This is a genomic window from Kribbella sp. NPDC059898 (genome assembly GCF_042730855.1).
In the GTDB taxonomy this organism is placed as follows: domain Bacteria; phylum Actinomycetota; class Actinomycetes; order Propionibacteriales; family Kribbellaceae; genus Kribbella.
Window position 1 is genome coordinate 311,030 of record NZ_JBHWKR010000002.1, and the last position, 15,903, is coordinate 326,932.

General features: G+C 69.2%; 12 protein-coding genes. 1 reads left to right on the plus strand and 11 read right to left on the minus strand.

What is annotated here, in order from left to right; genetic code table 11:
• Positions 1-101: 101 nt before the first annotated feature.
• Positions 102-1,289 (plus strand): tyrosine--tRNA ligase, encoded by a 1,188-nt coding sequence (gene tyrS, locus ACFV9C_RS07050; protein ID WP_380191256.1) that lies wholly within the window; start codon positions 102-104, stop codon positions 1,287-1,289.
• A 784-nt stretch (positions 1,290-2,073) separates the two neighbouring features.
• On the opposite strand, the gene ACFV9C_RS07055 is transcribed toward tyrS, so the two are convergent.
• The 11 genes from ACFV9C_RS07055 to ACFV9C_RS07105 all read right to left on the minus strand — a co-directional run bounded on the left by ACFV9C_RS07055 (position 2,074) and on the right by ACFV9C_RS07105 (position 15,886).
• Positions 2,074-3,288 (minus strand): lytic transglycosylase domain-containing protein, encoded by a 1,215-nt coding sequence (locus ACFV9C_RS07055; protein ID WP_380191258.1) that lies wholly within the window; start codon positions 3,286-3,288, stop codon positions 2,074-2,076.
• Positions 3,285-4,127 (minus strand): phosphate ABC transporter ATP-binding protein, encoded by an 843-nt coding sequence (locus ACFV9C_RS07060; RefSeq protein WP_380191259.1) that lies wholly within the window; start codon positions 4,125-4,127, stop codon positions 3,285-3,287. Before ACFV9C_RS07060 ends, ACFV9C_RS07055 begins: the two co-directional genes overlap by 4 nt.
• Before the next feature lie 32 nt (positions 4,128-4,159).
• A complete protein-coding gene (locus tag ACFV9C_RS07065; protein WP_380191261.1) occupies positions 4,160-6,865 on the minus strand; it encodes a hypothetical protein in 2,706 nt (901 codons plus the stop codon).
• 200 nt (positions 6,866-7,065) lie between these two features.
• On the minus strand, positions 7,066-8,064 hold the full coding sequence (locus ACFV9C_RS07070; RefSeq protein WP_380191263.1) for a substrate-binding domain-containing protein: 999 nt from the start codon (positions 8,062-8,064) through the stop codon (positions 7,066-7,068).
• Positions 8,065-8,223: 159 nt separating this feature from the next.
• Complete coding sequence (locus ACFV9C_RS07075; RefSeq protein ID WP_380191265.1) at positions 8,224-8,979, minus strand: lytic murein transglycosylase; 756 nt, start codon at positions 8,977-8,979, stop codon at positions 8,224-8,226.
• On the minus strand, positions 8,970-10,679 hold the full coding sequence (locus ACFV9C_RS07080; protein WP_380191267.1) for a PPC domain-containing protein: 1,710 nt from the start codon (positions 10,677-10,679) through the stop codon (positions 8,970-8,972). Before ACFV9C_RS07080 ends, ACFV9C_RS07075 begins: the two co-directional genes overlap by 10 nt.
• A 160-nt stretch (positions 10,680-10,839) precedes the next feature.
• A complete protein-coding gene (locus ACFV9C_RS07085) occupies positions 10,840-11,733 on the minus strand; it encodes a sortase domain-bontaining protein (protein ID WP_380191269.1) in 894 nt (297 codons plus the stop codon).
• Complete coding sequence (locus ACFV9C_RS07090; protein ID WP_380191271.1) at positions 11,730-13,463, minus strand: phosphate ABC transporter substrate-binding protein PstS; 1,734 nt, start codon at positions 13,461-13,463, stop codon at positions 11,730-11,732. Before ACFV9C_RS07090 ends, ACFV9C_RS07085 begins: the two co-directional genes overlap by 4 nt.
• 13 nt (positions 13,464-13,476) lie before the next feature.
• Entirely contained in the window at positions 13,477-14,544 is a 1,068-nt protein-coding gene (gene pstA / locus ACFV9C_RS07095) for a phosphate ABC transporter permease PstA (RefSeq protein ID WP_380191273.1), read from the minus strand.
• Positions 14,544-15,530 carry a phosphate ABC transporter permease subunit PstC gene (gene pstC, locus ACFV9C_RS07100; protein ID WP_380191275.1) on the minus strand — a complete coding sequence of 329 codons (987 nt, stop codon included), beginning with the start codon at positions 15,528-15,530 and terminating at the stop codon, positions 14,544-14,546. The genes pstA and pstC overlap by 1 nt, the downstream gene beginning before the upstream one ends.
• On the minus strand, positions 15,527-15,886 hold the full coding sequence (locus ACFV9C_RS07105; RefSeq protein ID WP_380191277.1) for a hypothetical protein: 360 nt from the start codon (positions 15,884-15,886) through the stop codon (positions 15,527-15,529). Before ACFV9C_RS07105 ends, pstC begins: the two co-directional genes overlap by 4 nt.
• Positions 15,887-15,903: the final 17 nt, after the last annotated feature.

Sequence of the window (15,903 nt, forward strand, 5' to 3'; positions counted from 1 at the left end):
ACCCAGAGCCTCCGAGGCAGGAACCGTCCGGTTCCTGCCTCTTTTCCGTTCGCCGGAGGCACTGGCTGGGTGCGAGGTGCCTCGTCTTCGAGAGGAACCTCATGAACGCTGTGATCGACCGGTTACGACGTACCACCGACCTGATCGTCGGTGCGGACGACCTGCGCGAACGCCTGGACTCCGGGCGGCCCTTGCGGATCAAGTACGGCGTGGACTGCACGGCGCCCGACCTGCACCTCGGGCACGCGGTCAACCTGTGGATGATGCGCCAGCTGCAGGACCTCGGGCATCGCGTGGTGTTCCTGCTCGGCGACCTCACCACCCGCGTCGGCGACCCGACCGGGCGCTCCGAGACCCGCCCGGTCCTCACGCCGGCGCAGATCGACGCGAACGCGGCGTCGTTCCTGTCGCAGGTGTCGCTGGTACTGCGGACCGATCCTGAGGTCTTCGAGGTACGGCGGAACTCCGAGTGGTACGACGCGATGCCCGTGGCGGAGCTGCTCGGGCTGTTCGCACAGGTCACGCATGCGCAGCTGATGGCGCGGGACATGTTCCGGGACCGGGTCGCGGCGGGGCGCGAGATCGCCGTACACGAGCTGGTGTACCCGGTGCTGCAGGGGTACGACAGCTTCGCGATGCAGAGCGACCTGACGATCGTGGGATCGGACCAGCTGTTCAACGAGCAGCTCGGGCGGCACTTCCAGCAACGGCTCGGGGCACCGCCGCAGGTGGTGATCACGACCACGATCACCCCCGGGATCGATGGTCGCGCCAAGCAGTCGAAGTCGCTGAACAACTACATCGGGCTGACCGACAGCCCGCGGGACAAGTTCGGGAAGCTGATGAGCATCCCGGACGAGCTGGTGGAAGCGTACGCGCGGGTCTACACCGAGCTGCCGCTGGACACGGTGGCAGCGCTGGCGGACGCTTCGGGACCGGCGGCGCGGGATGCGAAATTGCGGCTCGCGGCGGCGGTCGTCACCCGGTACCACGGCGCGGGGGTGGCGAAGGCGGAGCTGGACGCGTTCCGCCGTACGTTCACCGACCGCTCGGAGCCGACAGACATCCCGGAACTCACCGTTGCGTTGGACCACCCCACGGTCATGGACATCCTCCGCGCCGCCCACCCCACCACCAGCAACTCCAACCTCCGCCGCCTCCTCCACCAGGGCGCCATCACCCTCAACGGCACCCGCCACACCGACCCCACCACCAAGATCCCCCTCCCCACAACCCTCAAGTCCGGCCCCCACACCTGGCACCGAATAACCAGACCACCCGAGAACTGACAGGCAGGTGGTGGGCCGGGGGTGGTGGGCAGGGGTGGTGAGCAGGGGGTGGTGAGCAGGTGGTGGTGAGAGGCAGGTGGCAGGTCCCACACCACGGTCGGCCCGACGCGACCGACAAGCGGCGGCTCCTCCACCACACCCCGCCCGTGGGTCCTCCCCCGTACCCGTCAGCAGGTCCTCCGCTACACCCCACAGCCAGGTTCACCACCACAGCCCGCCAATGGGTTCCACGACAGTCCGCCGGTACGTCCTCCACCACAGCCCGCCCGCGGATCCCCCATACCCGTCAGCGGGTCCTCCGCTACACCCACTGGCAGGTCCTCCACGCAGCCCACCAGTGGGTCCGTCACCTCAGCCCGCCAGTGGGTTCCACGACAGCCCGCCTGTAGGTCCCCCACCACAGCCCCGCCGGCAGGACCTCCACCACTCGCCAACCGGCCCACCCGACCACGCCATCCGCTTGACGACCGCGGCGAAGCCGCCCGATGGAGCGGTTGGTGAGTGGAGGCGGTCCGCCGACCAACCGGCAGATCCTCCACCACAGCCCGCCCGCGGGTCCTCCGCTACTCCCACCGGTAGGTCCTCAACACAGCCCGCCAGTGGGTCCGTCACCTCAGCCCGCCAGTGGGTTCCACGACAGTCCGCCGGTAAGTCCTCCACTCAGCCCGCCGGTGGGTCCGGCACCTCAGCCCGTCGGAGGGGCCTTCACCTCAGCCGCCGGTGGGTCCTCCACCACAGCGCGCCGGCAGGTACTCCACTACAGCGCCGTCCGCGGGGCGGGCGGTTACGGGGTGCCGGTTGGGGTGGTGGGGGTGTTTGAGGTGGTGGTGTCGGGTGGGGGTGTTGTGTCGGGGGTTGTGGTTTCGGGGGTTGGGGTGTCGGGCGGGGGTGGGGTGGGGGTGTCCGGCGGGGTGGTGGGTGGGGTGGTCGGGCGGGTGGTTGACGGTGGGATGTACGGCGGTTTGGGGGTCGCCGGGGTGGTGGGACGGGACGGTTGGGTGGTGTGGGTGGGGGTCGGGATCACGATCGACGGTGGGGTGGTGGGGGTGGGGCCTTCGGTGGGTGAGGTGGTGGGGGTGATGCCAGGGGTTGGGGGTGGGGTGGTGGGGCGGGACTTGTCGTCGACGTTGCCTTTGTCGTCGGCGCCGGGGATCTGGTCGTGGGAGTCGGGGATCGACACCGTCTGCCGGCTGTACGACTGCATCCACCGCAGCACCGTGGACACGTAGCTCATCGAGTGGTTGTACCGAAGTACGGCCTGCACCAGCTGTTGCGGATTGCTCAGATCAGCGCCGCCCTGGCACAGGTAGTCCCCCGTCGCCCGCGCCGCGTCGAACACGTTGTGCGGATCGCGCACCCCGTCACCGTTGCCATCGGCACCGAATGTCGCCCACGTCCCGGGGATGAACTGCATCGGCCCAACAGCCCGGTCCCACGTCGTGTTCCCGTCGTACACCCCATGATCGGTGTCCGGGATCGCCGCCATCCCAGGCCCCCCGTTCAGCACCGGACCGAGGATCCGGCCCCGGGTGTTGCCCTGGGCATCGACGCGGCCGCCGCTCGCGTGCGACGACTCGACCTTCCCGATCCCGGCGAGCAACGGCCAGGTGAGATGACACCCAGGCATCGACAGCGCCAGGTCGCGGGCAGCCTTCTGGTACGCCGCGAGCACCGTCCCCGGGATCCCCGACACGTCCCCGGTCACGCCGACAGGCGGCTGCACCGGCCCGTCCGTCGTACCGGTGTCGGGTACGTCGGCCTCCCCCGGCCGGATGGGGTCGGTCGCCAACTGCCCGTCCGCACCGACCTGCGGCAACTCGGCCGGCAGGTCGATGAACCGCCCCGGAATCAGGCTCGCCGAGCTCACCACCAACTGCCCGTTGAACGTACTCCCGCCCCCGGCCACCACCAGCACCATCGCCCCGAGCGGCGCGGCGCAGGCCCATGCGGCGGCGATCTTCACCCGCCAGCTGTCCCGGGAGGTCCACGGCCGGTTCATCCGAAACGTCCTTCCACGTAGTCGGCGGTGCGCTGGTCCTCGGGGCTGGAGAAGATCTGCCCGGTCGGCCCGGACTCGACGATCACGCCCGGCGTACCCTGCTCGGCCAGGAAGAACGCGCACGACTGCGACACGCGGGCCGCCTGCTGCATGTTGTGCGTGACGATCACGATCGTCACCTCCCGGCGGAGCTCGTGGATCGTCTCCTCGATCCGCCGCGTCGACGTCGGGTCCAGCGCCGAACACGGCTCGTCCATCAGCAGTACGTCGGGACGTACGGCGAGGGACCGCGCGATGCACAACCGCTGCTGCTGCCCGCCGGACAGCGCGCCGCCCGGGGAACCGAGCCGGTCCTTGACCTCTTTCCAGAGCCCCGCCTTGGTCAGGCACTCCTCGATCAGGTCCTGCCGCTCGTCGCCGCGGACCCGGGTGCCGGTGAGCTTCAGGCCGGCGGTGGTGTTCTCCGCGATGCTCATCGCCGGGAACGGGTTCGGCTTCTGGAACACCATCCCGATCCGCTTGCGGGTGTCGGTGATCCGCCGTTCGGGCTCGTAGATGTCCTCCCCGTCGAGCAGCACCTTCCCGGCCAGCGCGGCACTCGGCACCAGCTCGTGCATCCGGTTCAGGATCCGCAGGAACGTCGACTTCCCGCACCCGGACGGGCCGATGAGGGCGGTCACCTGCCCGGCCTCCATCTTCAGCGACACCTCGGACAGCACCTGATGCGCCCCGAACCAGGCCGCCACCCGTTCACTCTCGAGATCACTGCCACCTTCGATCGGAGGCAGTACGGCGGTCTCTTCGTCAGCGGCCGGCACCACAGGCAGTACGGACGTCATCAAGCAGGTCCTTCCGATCGGGTGGTTGCTGGTCAGCTGTTGCGGCGGCGGCCGCGACGGAACAGGCCGGACAGGTACGTCGCGCCGGCGACGACGCCGCGGCGTACCGGGTGGCCGGGGGTGGCGATCAGGCGGATGCCTGGGGAGGCGACGCCGGCGACGAGGCCGGCGATCAGGAACGCTGGGATGCCCCACGACAGCCAGCCGAGTGAATCGCCTTGCGTGGTGGCCGAAACGGGCTTGATGCTGCCTTGCGCCTGCGGCTTGTCGCTCGGGGATCCGGTCGACGGGGTCGCACCCGGCGTGTTCGGGCCCGCGCTCGGCGACCCGGTCGGGTTCGGGGTGGTGCCGGTGTTGGTGTTACCACCATTATTGTTGCCATTGGCACCGTTTCCGTTGCCGTTGTTCCCCGTGCTGCTGCCGGTGGTGTTCGGTCCGCCGCCCGGCGCGTTGGTCGTCGGGGTGCTGGTCGGGTTCGGCTTGTTCGGCACCGGGTTCTGGGTGGGCGGCGGGGGCGGCGTACCGTTCTGGGCCTGGACCGCGTCGGCGACCTTCGCCGCCTGGGCCTGCATCGGCTCGGTCAGCGCCAGGTACCCGTCCGGCAGGTTGCCCGGGTCCGACCCGTAGACCTGCCCCTCGGTCGTCATCCACCGCAGCGTGTCGGCGTACCGCTTCGGCTCGTCACCCTTGAGCGAGGTCGTGGGTACCTCGGCATAGCTGATCATCGTGCCCGGATACCCACGGATGTCCATCTTCGTCAGGTCCGGCCGCCACATCCCCGAGTCCTTGTCGACCGTCGCACCGTCGATCCCGTACGTCAGACTCTCGGTGCTCGGCTTCACGAACGCACCCTGTGTGTTCTGCAACGCCGCGTACCGCAACCCGGCCTTCTCGACCTCGGAAGTCGTCGACAGAATCAGCATGTGCCGAAACCCGGCCTGCTGGGCATCGACTCTCTTGATCTGCGTGCCGACGTTGTTCGGGCCGGGACCTGCGCCCTGGTTCAGTGGCCACCCGGTCATCGCCGCGTCGGCGCCACGCGCCCAGGAATCGATCGTCTGTGCCCCGAGCTCTTGCGGGGACTGTCCGGCCCAACCCGCCCCGACCCCCGGAACATTCGGTAGCACCCAGCCGTCGTTCAACTCGTAGTCGCTGCGCGGCATCGGCCAACTGCGGTAGGTCTTGTTGACGGTCATGCCCCACGGATCCGACTTACCTTGCAGGAATGCACGTGCCGAGGGATCGGACCAGATCCATCGGGTCAGCGCGAGCATTACGTCGGTGTTCGCGACCGGGAGCGCAATCTGTGTGCCGACGGCGTCCGACAGGCCTGCCCAGTTCGGTGCCTCCGGATTCAGTTGCACGAACTCCGGATCACTCAGCAGGTTCTGGGGGTTCGTCGGCGCGTTCGGGTTCACCGGCAGGCCGTACTTGTCCACCCGATAGGCGCCCGGGTACGACTGCGTCAGCAGCTTCGCGACGAGCCGCTGGTTGAGCTTGATGTCCGGTACCAGTCCGCCGCCGACTGTTTCGCTCCGCTCCCAGTTGTAACCGATCGCGAACCCGGAGATCCCGATCGGCGCGTACGCCGGTTTGCGTGCCGCCGCCGGATCGTCGGCGCTCGACGGTTCCGACACCACGACCGCGTCGGCCTCGTACCCAGAGGGCGCCACCGGGTCGGACTGGCCGAACTGTCGCCGCGAGTCAGGCTCCCAGCCACGGGTGTAGTCGAGCCCCACCGGACTGGACGTCTGGCAGCGGGCCGGCAGCCAGCGCCGCATCGCCTCCGCCATCAGCTCGGACCCGAGGAAGCCGGCAGAGTCCGACCGTCCTTCACAGGTCGTCGCGGCCGGGGCGAATGACAGCTTGAAGACGTATCGCTGGTACCAGTTCGCCAGCAATGCCCAGTTGCTCCCAGTGACATCGTTTCCGCCGGTCGCCAAACCCGCACACCGGGTGGCCTCGGCCGCGGAGATGACGCTGGTGCTCCGGCAGGGGTGGCGAGTGATCGGCACGACCACCAGCGAGCAGGCGGTGCCCTGTGAACAGCCCAGATTTGGATTCTCCGCTGCGGTGTTCGCCCAGGTCTGGACCTCGCCGGTTCCGTTCTGCCGCGTGATCCCGAGGCGCTGGTTCGCGGTTCCGGGGGTGTAGTCGTCGACACTCGAACCGGTGACCTTGCCGCCGAGGCCCGGGACAGTCCATCTGTCCGTCCATCCCGCCCGGGGGATCGCGTGGTAGGTCCCGTCCGCCTTGCGGAACGGGATGTTCCACAGCGCGTACGGCACCGCCGGATTGCTGGTCCGCCATTGCGACGTCTCCGGCGGCAGGTATGCGGTCCCGAGGATCGGTGAGAGGGCCCCGCCGAGGACCGGGCTCGCCATCCAGCAGTCGGACCGGTCGGGGTCGTTACCGCGACACTGCATGACGACCACCGGGAACCCGAACGACGTCTGGTTGGTATCTCCGGTGCTCGGCGTCATGCCCGTCCAGGACACGGTCAGCATCTGCCGACTCAGGTCGGCCGTCCGGGAGACGGTAACCGACGAGCTCCCCTTGGTCAGGGTCACCGGTTGTGCTGCCGGCTCCGCGAACACCGGGGTGTCGGGGATCACCGGTTCGTCAGCCGTGGCGGCCACCGGGCGTTCGGGAACTGCCGCCAGGGCTGCCGGTGCGGACAAGGCGAACAGGAACGCGACCACGAACAGCGCGGCGGAGCGCCTGTGGATCAGCCTCACGATGACCTCCAGGAAACTGCGAACAGGCCGGGCCAGAGCGGGGCACCGACTGTGAGAAGCGTTTCCCGCGGTGCGTTCGGTCAGTTCGCCAGCAGGTGAACTGGACATGAATCGGGTCATGGCCGAAATGACGGACCGGTGGGCGGGAGAAGCTCCCGCCCACCGGCGTGTCAGTACTGCGACGATGTCAGCCTGGCTGATCAGGCAACGCCGCAGAGCCCCGCGCCCAGCTCGACGAAGCCGTTGGCCTTGATCACGTCGCCGGCCGTGGTGGTGGCCGGGTCGGAGTCGGACGGCTCGCAGATGAACGGCGTACCGCCGGTCGAGGAGAAGCCGGAGCCGTCACCGAACAGGTCGGCCAGGTAGTCCGGAACCACACCGTCGACCGTCTTCACGACCTGGTACAGCGTGCGGTCGTAGGAGTCCGAGTCCGGAGCCGGGATCGAGCCCAGCACCGTGCCGGCCTGCTGGGCCGGGGTGAGCAGGCCGTAGCGACCGACCGAGACCGGCGCGATCGCACCGGAGGTCGCGGCGACCGGCGCCGGATCGTGCTCCTGAACCTGCGCGCCGTTCACGCTGTCCTTGACACAAGCCGGCGGGTTCGTGCTGTTGATGCCGACCAGACCGGCCCAGGTTGCCCGGGTGCCGGAGTTGATCTGCGGGATGAGCGGAACGATCGCCAGGTTGTTCCCGCCCAGCTGGCTCCAGTTGGTGATCGTGCAGTTGTAGATGGCGGTCAGCTGCGCGTCGGTGAGCGAGGTGACACCGGTCGCGTCGGCGTTCTTCATCCAGCGCAGCTGGTCCTTGGCGTACGGCAGGAACGTCGCGTCGGCGCAGTCGGCGGCCTGCTTGCCACGCGACGACCGGGCCGAGTCGATGTCGGTCCGCGAGCAGAGCGCGGAGATGCCGGCGCCGGAGCCGTTCGGCCGGGTGATCGAGACGCCCGAACGAATGGTGATGGTCGAGGAGCCGGTCGCGTCGAACGACGCGAGCCGGCGGGCCGGGGTGGGGGTCCGGCCGTTGTAGAGGTTCATCAGGTCGTCGAGCACCAGTTCGCTGGCGTCCGAGCCGACGATGACGACGTCGTCGGAGTCCGGCGTGAAGGTCGGGTCGGCGGCGGCCGAGAGGGCGGAGGTGGCGACCACGGCGAGCGCGGCGGCGGCGATCGCGGTGGCACGGGCGGTACGGATGAAACGCATCTCGGGAATTTCCTTCCTTACTGCGTTCTAACGCGGGTCTGCTTGACCCGCGGCCACCGTGTCCGACGGTGACGGCTCCAATTCATCGGGTCAAGGCCGACAACTCCCGGCTATTCGGTGAACCAGACATGATGCTGTGGCCAGCCGGAAACGCATTCGTTATCCGAGACTGTCCCGGGCGTATTCGTTCGAGCGGTCGAGAACCTTTTGCGCGTACTCGCCCGACCGGTTGTACGCCGTGATCGCGGCCCACCACCCCGCGCCGGTCCGCATGGTCGTCGTGGACGCGCACAGGTAGCGCGCCGCGGTCGCCGCCGCGTCGTCGAGGTCGTCCGGTCGCGCGCTGCCGTCGCCGTCGGCGTCCACACCCCAGCGCCGCCAGGTGCCCGGCAGGAACTGCATCGGCCCGACGGCACGGTCCCAGACCCGGTCGCCGTCGTACTGCCCGTCGTCGGTGTCCGGAATCGCTTGTACGCCGGGACTCCCGTCGAGGGGCGGTCCAACGATGGCCGGCGTACTCGTCCCGTCGTCGCCGACCACCGCGCCGCGGAACGAGCCGTGCGCGGACTCGACAGAGCCGATCGCGGCGAGCGTCACCCAGCTCAAGCCGCAAGACGTCGGCGCGGACTGTTCACCCAATGCGTACGCAGCGAGGACGCGCGGGGCAACCGGGACCAGCGTGCTCATCCGGGTGGCCCAGGCCCGGTAGCGGCCGGCCCGGCCCCACGGGTCGGTGGGAGCCGGGCCGGCCGCCGGTGTCGCGCCGGCGGCCGGAGGCGTGGGCGGTACGCCGCCCGAGACCACCAGCGGACCGTCCGTGCCGCGCCCGGAGGGTGAGCGCGCCACGGTGATCGCCACGGCCGCGATCAGCAACAGCGCTGCCACGGCCGTGCCGAGTTTGGCTTTCAGTTGCACGGCTCCGTCAGACCCCAGGCCGCGACGTTCAGGGTGTCCTGGGTGCCGGTGAGGCCGAGGGCCGGGTTGTACGCGTCCTTGGCGAAGTCCACGTCGACGTCGTCGGCGGTGCCGCCGATCCCGTCGGCGCCGACGCCGTACAGGGCGGGGAAGTTGCCGTCGGCATCCATCAGGTTCGCGACCGGGCTCGCCGGGTCGGTGTCGTAGTCGCCGGCCAGGTGGCCGATCTCCCGCGACACCAGGTTGCCGATCGCCTGGCCGACGAACGCGATCCGGTTGCTGTCCGCGGTCAGGTACCGGTTGATGCTCGACGCACCGCCCGCGGCGCTGATCCGGTCGAGCTGCACGAGCGCGGTCTCCTGCTGGGCGAAGTTGCCCGGGTCGATCGACTGCGCCGACCCGATCCGGCCGATCCCGGACTCCGCCGTACCGCCGCCGATCACGACTCGCGACACGCCCGCGCTGCCGAAGGTGTCGGCGTCGTCCCGGCTGTTCCGGATCCGTACGTCGACGTTCGGGTTGCTGCTGCGAGCCCTCAGGTCGGACTTCACGTTCTCGCTGACCACAGCGACGACCTTGTCGATCACCGCCGACTCGTCGGCGGCGGTGAGCCCCCAGTTCGGCAGGTACGCCGCCAGCCCGGAGAGCTGCTTGACCCCGGAACCGCCGAGCGGTGTGGTGTCGATCTGGCCGCCGTCGAAGTCCAGGAAGAAGGTCTGCGGCGCGGCCGCGGACTCCGTTCCCGGACGGAAGGTTCCCAGCGTCAGGTCGTACGGGCCGAAGCCGTCGGTGACCGACACCGAATACCAACCGGACCGGTCGGCGACGTAGGCGAGATCGACCGCACCGCGCGGGAGCGGCGACGAGGCCGGGAGCTTCGTGCTGGTGACGAGGCCGGAGCTCACCGCCTGCGTCCCGTCCGGCTTCACCACCGTCAGCCGCTTGCCACCGGTCGCCAGGCTGCCGCCGAGTACGTCGCCCTTCACGAGCTGGACGGCGTAGAAGTCCTTGTCGGCCGGGGCCGACGCGATCAGCAGCTGGTACGCGCCGGTCTCGGCGCCACCGTGACCGCTGCCCGAGTTGTGCGGATCCGCGGGCAGGCTGCCGGCAGCGCTCTCACCTGCGACCACCACGTAGTAGTCGCCGGTCGCGGTCAGCGCGTACGTGAGCTTGCCGGCCAGACCGCCGCCGCTGTTGTCGTCGGAGGCGAGCAGTACGCCGGACCCGTCGTACAGGCCGACGACGGTGTTGGTGCTGGCGGCCGAGCCGGCGGTGCTGACGGTCACGGTCTGCCCCGCCGTACCGGAGAGCTTGTAGAAGTCGAAGTCGCCGGTCTTGTCGCCGAGGTCACCGTGCGGACCGTCACCGAGCTGCCCGGAGGTGGTGATCGCGCTGACCCCGGAGCCGATCCCGGTCGCGGTGGCGAGGTCGAGCGAGCCGTTGTCCTCGGCACCGGTCGTGATCGCCACCGGCGTCGGAGAGAGCGTGCCGTGGACGGTGGCGGTGGACTGCTGCCAGCCCGCGGTACCCAGCGCGTACAGCCGTTGCGCGGCGGCCGGGCTGTCGTTGCGGCCGGCCGCGGTGGCCGGCTCGGATTCGGTGTACGAGAGCCCGGCGGCCGAGGCGGCCGGTACACAGAGCAGCGAAGCGAAGGTGACCGCCGACACGGCGAACAGCCCGCGGCGGATCATCGGATTCATGACGAGTTCCTCCAAGAAAGCTCGACGGCCGCCGGCGGAATTACCCGCGGCCGAACACTCCCCCGAGCGAAGAACAATTCCCGCCTGCAATCCTAGGGAGGAAACCCCCGGTCGATGCCTTTCCGCTGGTTTGTTCAATTTCTGGGAATGACCAGTTAATTCACGCCAGGTTCGGCAGCATTCCGGCCACCAGCTCGAAGATCCGCCAGACCAGCGCGAGCAGGACCGGCGCACCGATCAGGTACGACTCCCAGCGGCCGATCCGGCTGCGGAACCAGATCACCCCGGCGCCGACCGCGAGCAACGCCTCGAGCCACAGCACCAGCGGCCAGATCGCGGACAGGTCCACCCCGAACGCCTTCTGGCTGCCGGGTACGTGCGCGCGGCCGCCGGGGTCCGGCTGCACCTGACCGTCGGCGAGGTCCGCGTCGACGTACACCGTTGCACTCGGCAACAGCTTGCCCTCGGCCGTGACCAGCGTCAGCCGAGAAGTACCGTCCGCGGGCGCCGCCGGCAGCGGGTCGCCGCCCCGCCGGATGCCGATCACCCGGTAACTGAAGGTGCCCTGACCGGTGACGACCTGGAACTGGGTGCCGACGTTGAGCCTCGGCACACTCCGGAACGGCGCGCCGAAGGTCAGCCCGCGCCCATAGATCACCGAGATCCCGACCTGTCCCGGGAGCGGCGTGTCCGCGCGGTGCCCCGGCCCGTCCCGCAGGATCGCGCCGGTGGTCCCTTCCTTGATCACCTGCCGCAACTGCAACCCCGGTACGTCGAGCACCGCGACCGGATCGCCCGGTGTGATGCCGGGACCCAGTGGTGCGGTCGCTTCGGCGAGTTCGCCGCGGATCTTGTCGTAGGCCACGTCCTGCGCGCGGTTGAACTGGAGCGCCCCGAGCAGCGTCACATAGACCAGGAAGCTCAGGATGCCGAGCGCGAACAACCGCAGCGCGTCGGCGGTGAGCTGTGGACGCAGGTTCAGCTCGGCCTCGACGCGGGCCTTGACCTTCGCCGGGGCGGTCCGCAGCGCGGGCGCCGTACCGATCGCTGTCACTTGCCGGACCGCTTCTGCTGCAGATAGCGGGAGACGAGCGTCGGGACCAGCAGGATCAGCAGTACCTCGACCGCGGTCAGGATGCCGAGGTTGCGGAGCATGCTGCCGCCGCCGCGGTTGCCGTTCAGCTCGGTCACGCTGCCGGTCGGGGTGTACGCGTTGTTGTTGCCCGAGGCATTGACCACCTGGCCGGTCTCGGGGTCGATCGACTGACCGGACGTCGGGCCGCCGCTCGGCAGGACGGCTCCGGGCGTGGTGCTCGTCGTACCGGCGCCCGGCTGGTTCGGGTTGCCGGTGTTGTTGTTCGTGCCGTTGTTGTTGCCGCCGTTGTTGTTGCTGCCCGTGTTGTTCCCGGTGTTGTTGGACCCGTTGTTGTTCCCCGTGTTGTTGTTGGACCCGTTGTTGTTCGAGCCGTTGTTGTTGCCCCCGTTGTTGTTCCCCGGCTTGTTCGGCTGGCTCGGGCCGCTCGGGCACTGGCCGTTGACGGACGGTCCGGCGCCGTCCTTGTCGCACGGCAGCGGCTGCGGTGCCTGCTCGGCAAGCAGGTTGCGGCTGAGGTTCTTGCCGTCGAACGTCGGGTTGCCGCACTTCTTGATGTCGGTCGCCGTCGACGGGCTGCCAGGGACCTTCGCCACCTGGGTGAACGCGGCCTGCACCAGGTTCAGTGGCAGCGGTGAGTACCCCAGCGCCTGGGCCTTCTGCTGACCTTGACAGAGGAAGTACGACGCGAAGTCGGCGAGCGTCTGGCCCTTGTCCGCACTCAGGTTGGTGGTCGGCAGGATCATGTACGAGTACGACGACAGCGGGTAGGTCCGCGGATCCGGGTTGTTGTAGACCCCGGTGAGTTTCTGGGTCAGGTACAGCGGCCCGGGCTTGGTCTCGATCTGTGCCTTGGTCAGCGCGACCGCGGTGTTGAACGCGGTCGGCGCCGTGTAGTAGCCGTTGCTGTTCTTCACCTTGACCACCGGGTAGTTCTTGCCCAGCGCGTAGGAGTACTCGACGTACCCGATCGCGCCGTCGGCATAGCTCGCCGAGATGTAACCGGCCATCTGGCTCGAGCCGCCCTGCGACTTCACGCCCGGGAAGTTCGTGGTCGGATAGTACGACGTCTGCCCGCACTTGCGGCCCTGCGTCGACTGGCAGAAGCCGTCCCAGAGCGCCTTGTACTGGGTCGCCATCCAGAGCGTGAACTGCGCCGTCGTTCCGGAACCGTCCGAGCGCACCACCGGGATGATCTTCTTGCTCGGCAGCACCTTGCCGTTGTTGTCCCTGGTGATCTGCGCGTCGTTCCAGTTGGTGATCTTGCCGGTGAAGATCTTGGTGATGGTGTCGCCGGACAGGCGCAGGTCCTTGTACAGCTGGCCGCCGACCCTGATCTGGTACATGAACGACGTACCGCCGGCGACGATCGGCATGTACGCGTACGGCCGGTTCGAGGTGTCGTTGGCGCCGGTCAGCGGATCGGTGCCCTGGTACGGGATCTCGCTGATCGCGAAGTCCACCAGGTTGAAGGCGAAGTCCTGCCGGCCGCGCGACGATCCGCCGCCGCCGTACTCGACCCGCATCCCGCGTGGCTCGACGTCGCGGATCCATTGGTCGAGGGCGTTCTGCGACCAGGTGGACCCCGTCCCGTAGATCGGCACGTACGCCGTACTCCGCGCGTCGGCCGGCAGCGCGGCGAACGCGCAGGTGAGCAGCAGAGCGAGCACGAAGGCACTGAGCCGTCGCATCAGAGGGATCCTCTCATCGGGTGGCGGAGCGGCCGCGGGCGGCCATCCAGCGGGAGAACACGAACAGCAGCAGGACCAGGACGAGCAGCAGTGCCGCGGCACCGAACGCGCGGCTGATGTAGTTGCCCTCGGGCGACTGCGACATCTTGAAGGTGAACAGCGGCAGCGAGACCATCGGCCCGGAGAACGGGTTCAGATTCATGTACGTCGTGAAGCCCGCGGTCAGCAGTACGGGCGACGTCTCGCCGACGCCACGCGCCGTACCGAGGACGAGTGCGGTCGCGAGACCGGGACGCGCCGTGGGCAGCACCACCGACCAGACCGTTCGCCACTGCGACGCACCGAGGGCGAGTGACGCCTCCCGCAACCCGCCCGGGACGAGCCGCAGCACAACCTCCGACGAGCGCGCGATGATCGGCAGCATCATCACCGAGATCGCCATCGCGGCGACGAACCCGGACAGCCGGAACCCGAGCCCGATCAGCAGTACGACGTACGCGAACAGGCCGGCCACGATCGACGGCAGCGCGGTCATCGCCTCGACCACCGAGCGGACCAGTCGCGAGCCGCGGCCGCCGATCTCGGTCAGGTAGACCGCACAGAGGATGCCGAGCGGCAGCGTGACCGCGATCGCCATCGAGATCTGGATCAACGTGCCGGCCAGCGCGTGCAGGGCACCGCCGGTGGTGAGCGGCTCGAGCGGTCCCGCCGTCCGCAGGTCCCGAGTGAAGAAGTTCTTGTGCACCAGGGACTTCGAGCCACGGGCGAGCGTGTAGCCGATGACGGTGGCGAGGGCGAAGCCGACCAGGCTCGCGGCGCTGTGAGCGAGAAGCACGGCGAGGCGGTCGGCGAGTGCTACGCGACCGCGGCGCAGGCCGGTGAGCAGCAGGTAGAGGGCCGTGAACGACAGCCACCAGCAGACGATGAAGCCGAGCGTCCCCTCCGTGGGCAGGATCCGGCTGTAGAGCACCCAGGTGAGCGACAGGCCGGCGACGGCGGCGCCGGCCAGGCAGGCCCGGTCCTCGACGTCGACGACCCGCAGCTTGCGGCGTTCGGGTTCCGGCAGGGCGGCAGTAGTCATCAGATCTCCGTTCCGGCGCCGCTGCGGCTGCGGGCGACCACGAAGCCCGCGATCAGGTTGACGATCAGCGTGATCACGAACAGCACCAGGCCGGCCGCCATCAGCGCGTGCAGCTGGGAGCCCGAGGCCTCGCCGTACCGGAGCGCGATCATCGACGAGATCGTGATCGACCCGGACTGCAGCACGTGCCAGTTGATCTCGAACAGCGGCGACACGATCATCACCACCGCGATCGTCTCGCCGAGCGCGCGGCCGAGGCCGAGCATCGTGCCGCCGATGATGCCGCCGCGGCCGAACGGCAGCACGACCGCCTGGACCACGCCCCAGCTGGTCGAGCCGAGTGCCAGCGCCGCCTCGCGTTCGCCCTGCGGGGTCTGGTCGAACACCTCGCGCATCACCGCGCAGGCGATCGGCAGCACCATCATCGCGACCACGATCCCGGCGATGAACGCCGAGGAGGCGTACGTCGCGCCGTCGAAGACCGCGGCCCGCGGATCGGTGTCGACCTTGAAGAGCGGGATCCAGCCGAACCAGGTGGTGATCCACCGGGACACGTGGATGACCCACGGCTGCAGCAGGAAGAACCCCCACAGCCCGTAGACGATCGACGGCACCGCGACCATCAGATCGACCACCGCGACCAGCGTCTTCTTCAGCCCGCGCGGCGCCCATTCGCTGATGTACAGCGCGGTCCAGAGGGCGAGCGGGAACGCGATCAGGATCGCGATCGCCGCGATCACCACGGTCCCGAACAGCACCGCGGCGACACCGATCTTGTTCGCCTCCGGGTTCCAGGACTGCTCGGTGAAGAACCGCCAGCCGTACCGCTGCAGGGTCGGCTTCGCCTGGTAGGCGAGGAAGACGCCGATGCCGCCGGTGATCAGCAGCACCAGACCGCCGCCGCTGCGGGCGATCACCCGGAACGCGAGGTCGGACGGGGACAACGACGACCGGAGCCGTCTCGGGGTGAGGGTCTCTTCGCTCACTGCTCCGGCTCTCGCTGGACGATGACTGGGGACAGGTACGCCGTCGTCACGACGGCGTGCTCAACCGCTTGCGTGAATCGATGGAAAGCACGACGTGCGTCGATCCGGCGGGCGAACACGACCGGGCACTGGACGTCGGTCCCGTCGGCGGAGATCTCCCACCGCCAGCGGCCGTCCGGGTCCCGGCGCAGCGTCGGCTCGGCCTCCCGGGCGAGCCGGCGGACGGCGGCCAGCACGTCCAGCGGGGACCGCAGGTCGCCGCGGCCGATCGCCAACGGGCGGTTGTTCCCGGACAGCAGCCGCCAGATCCGGTCGCCGCCTCGTGGGTCCTCGAGGAACTGCATGCGCACCCCCACCGATTCCTCCAACCTCT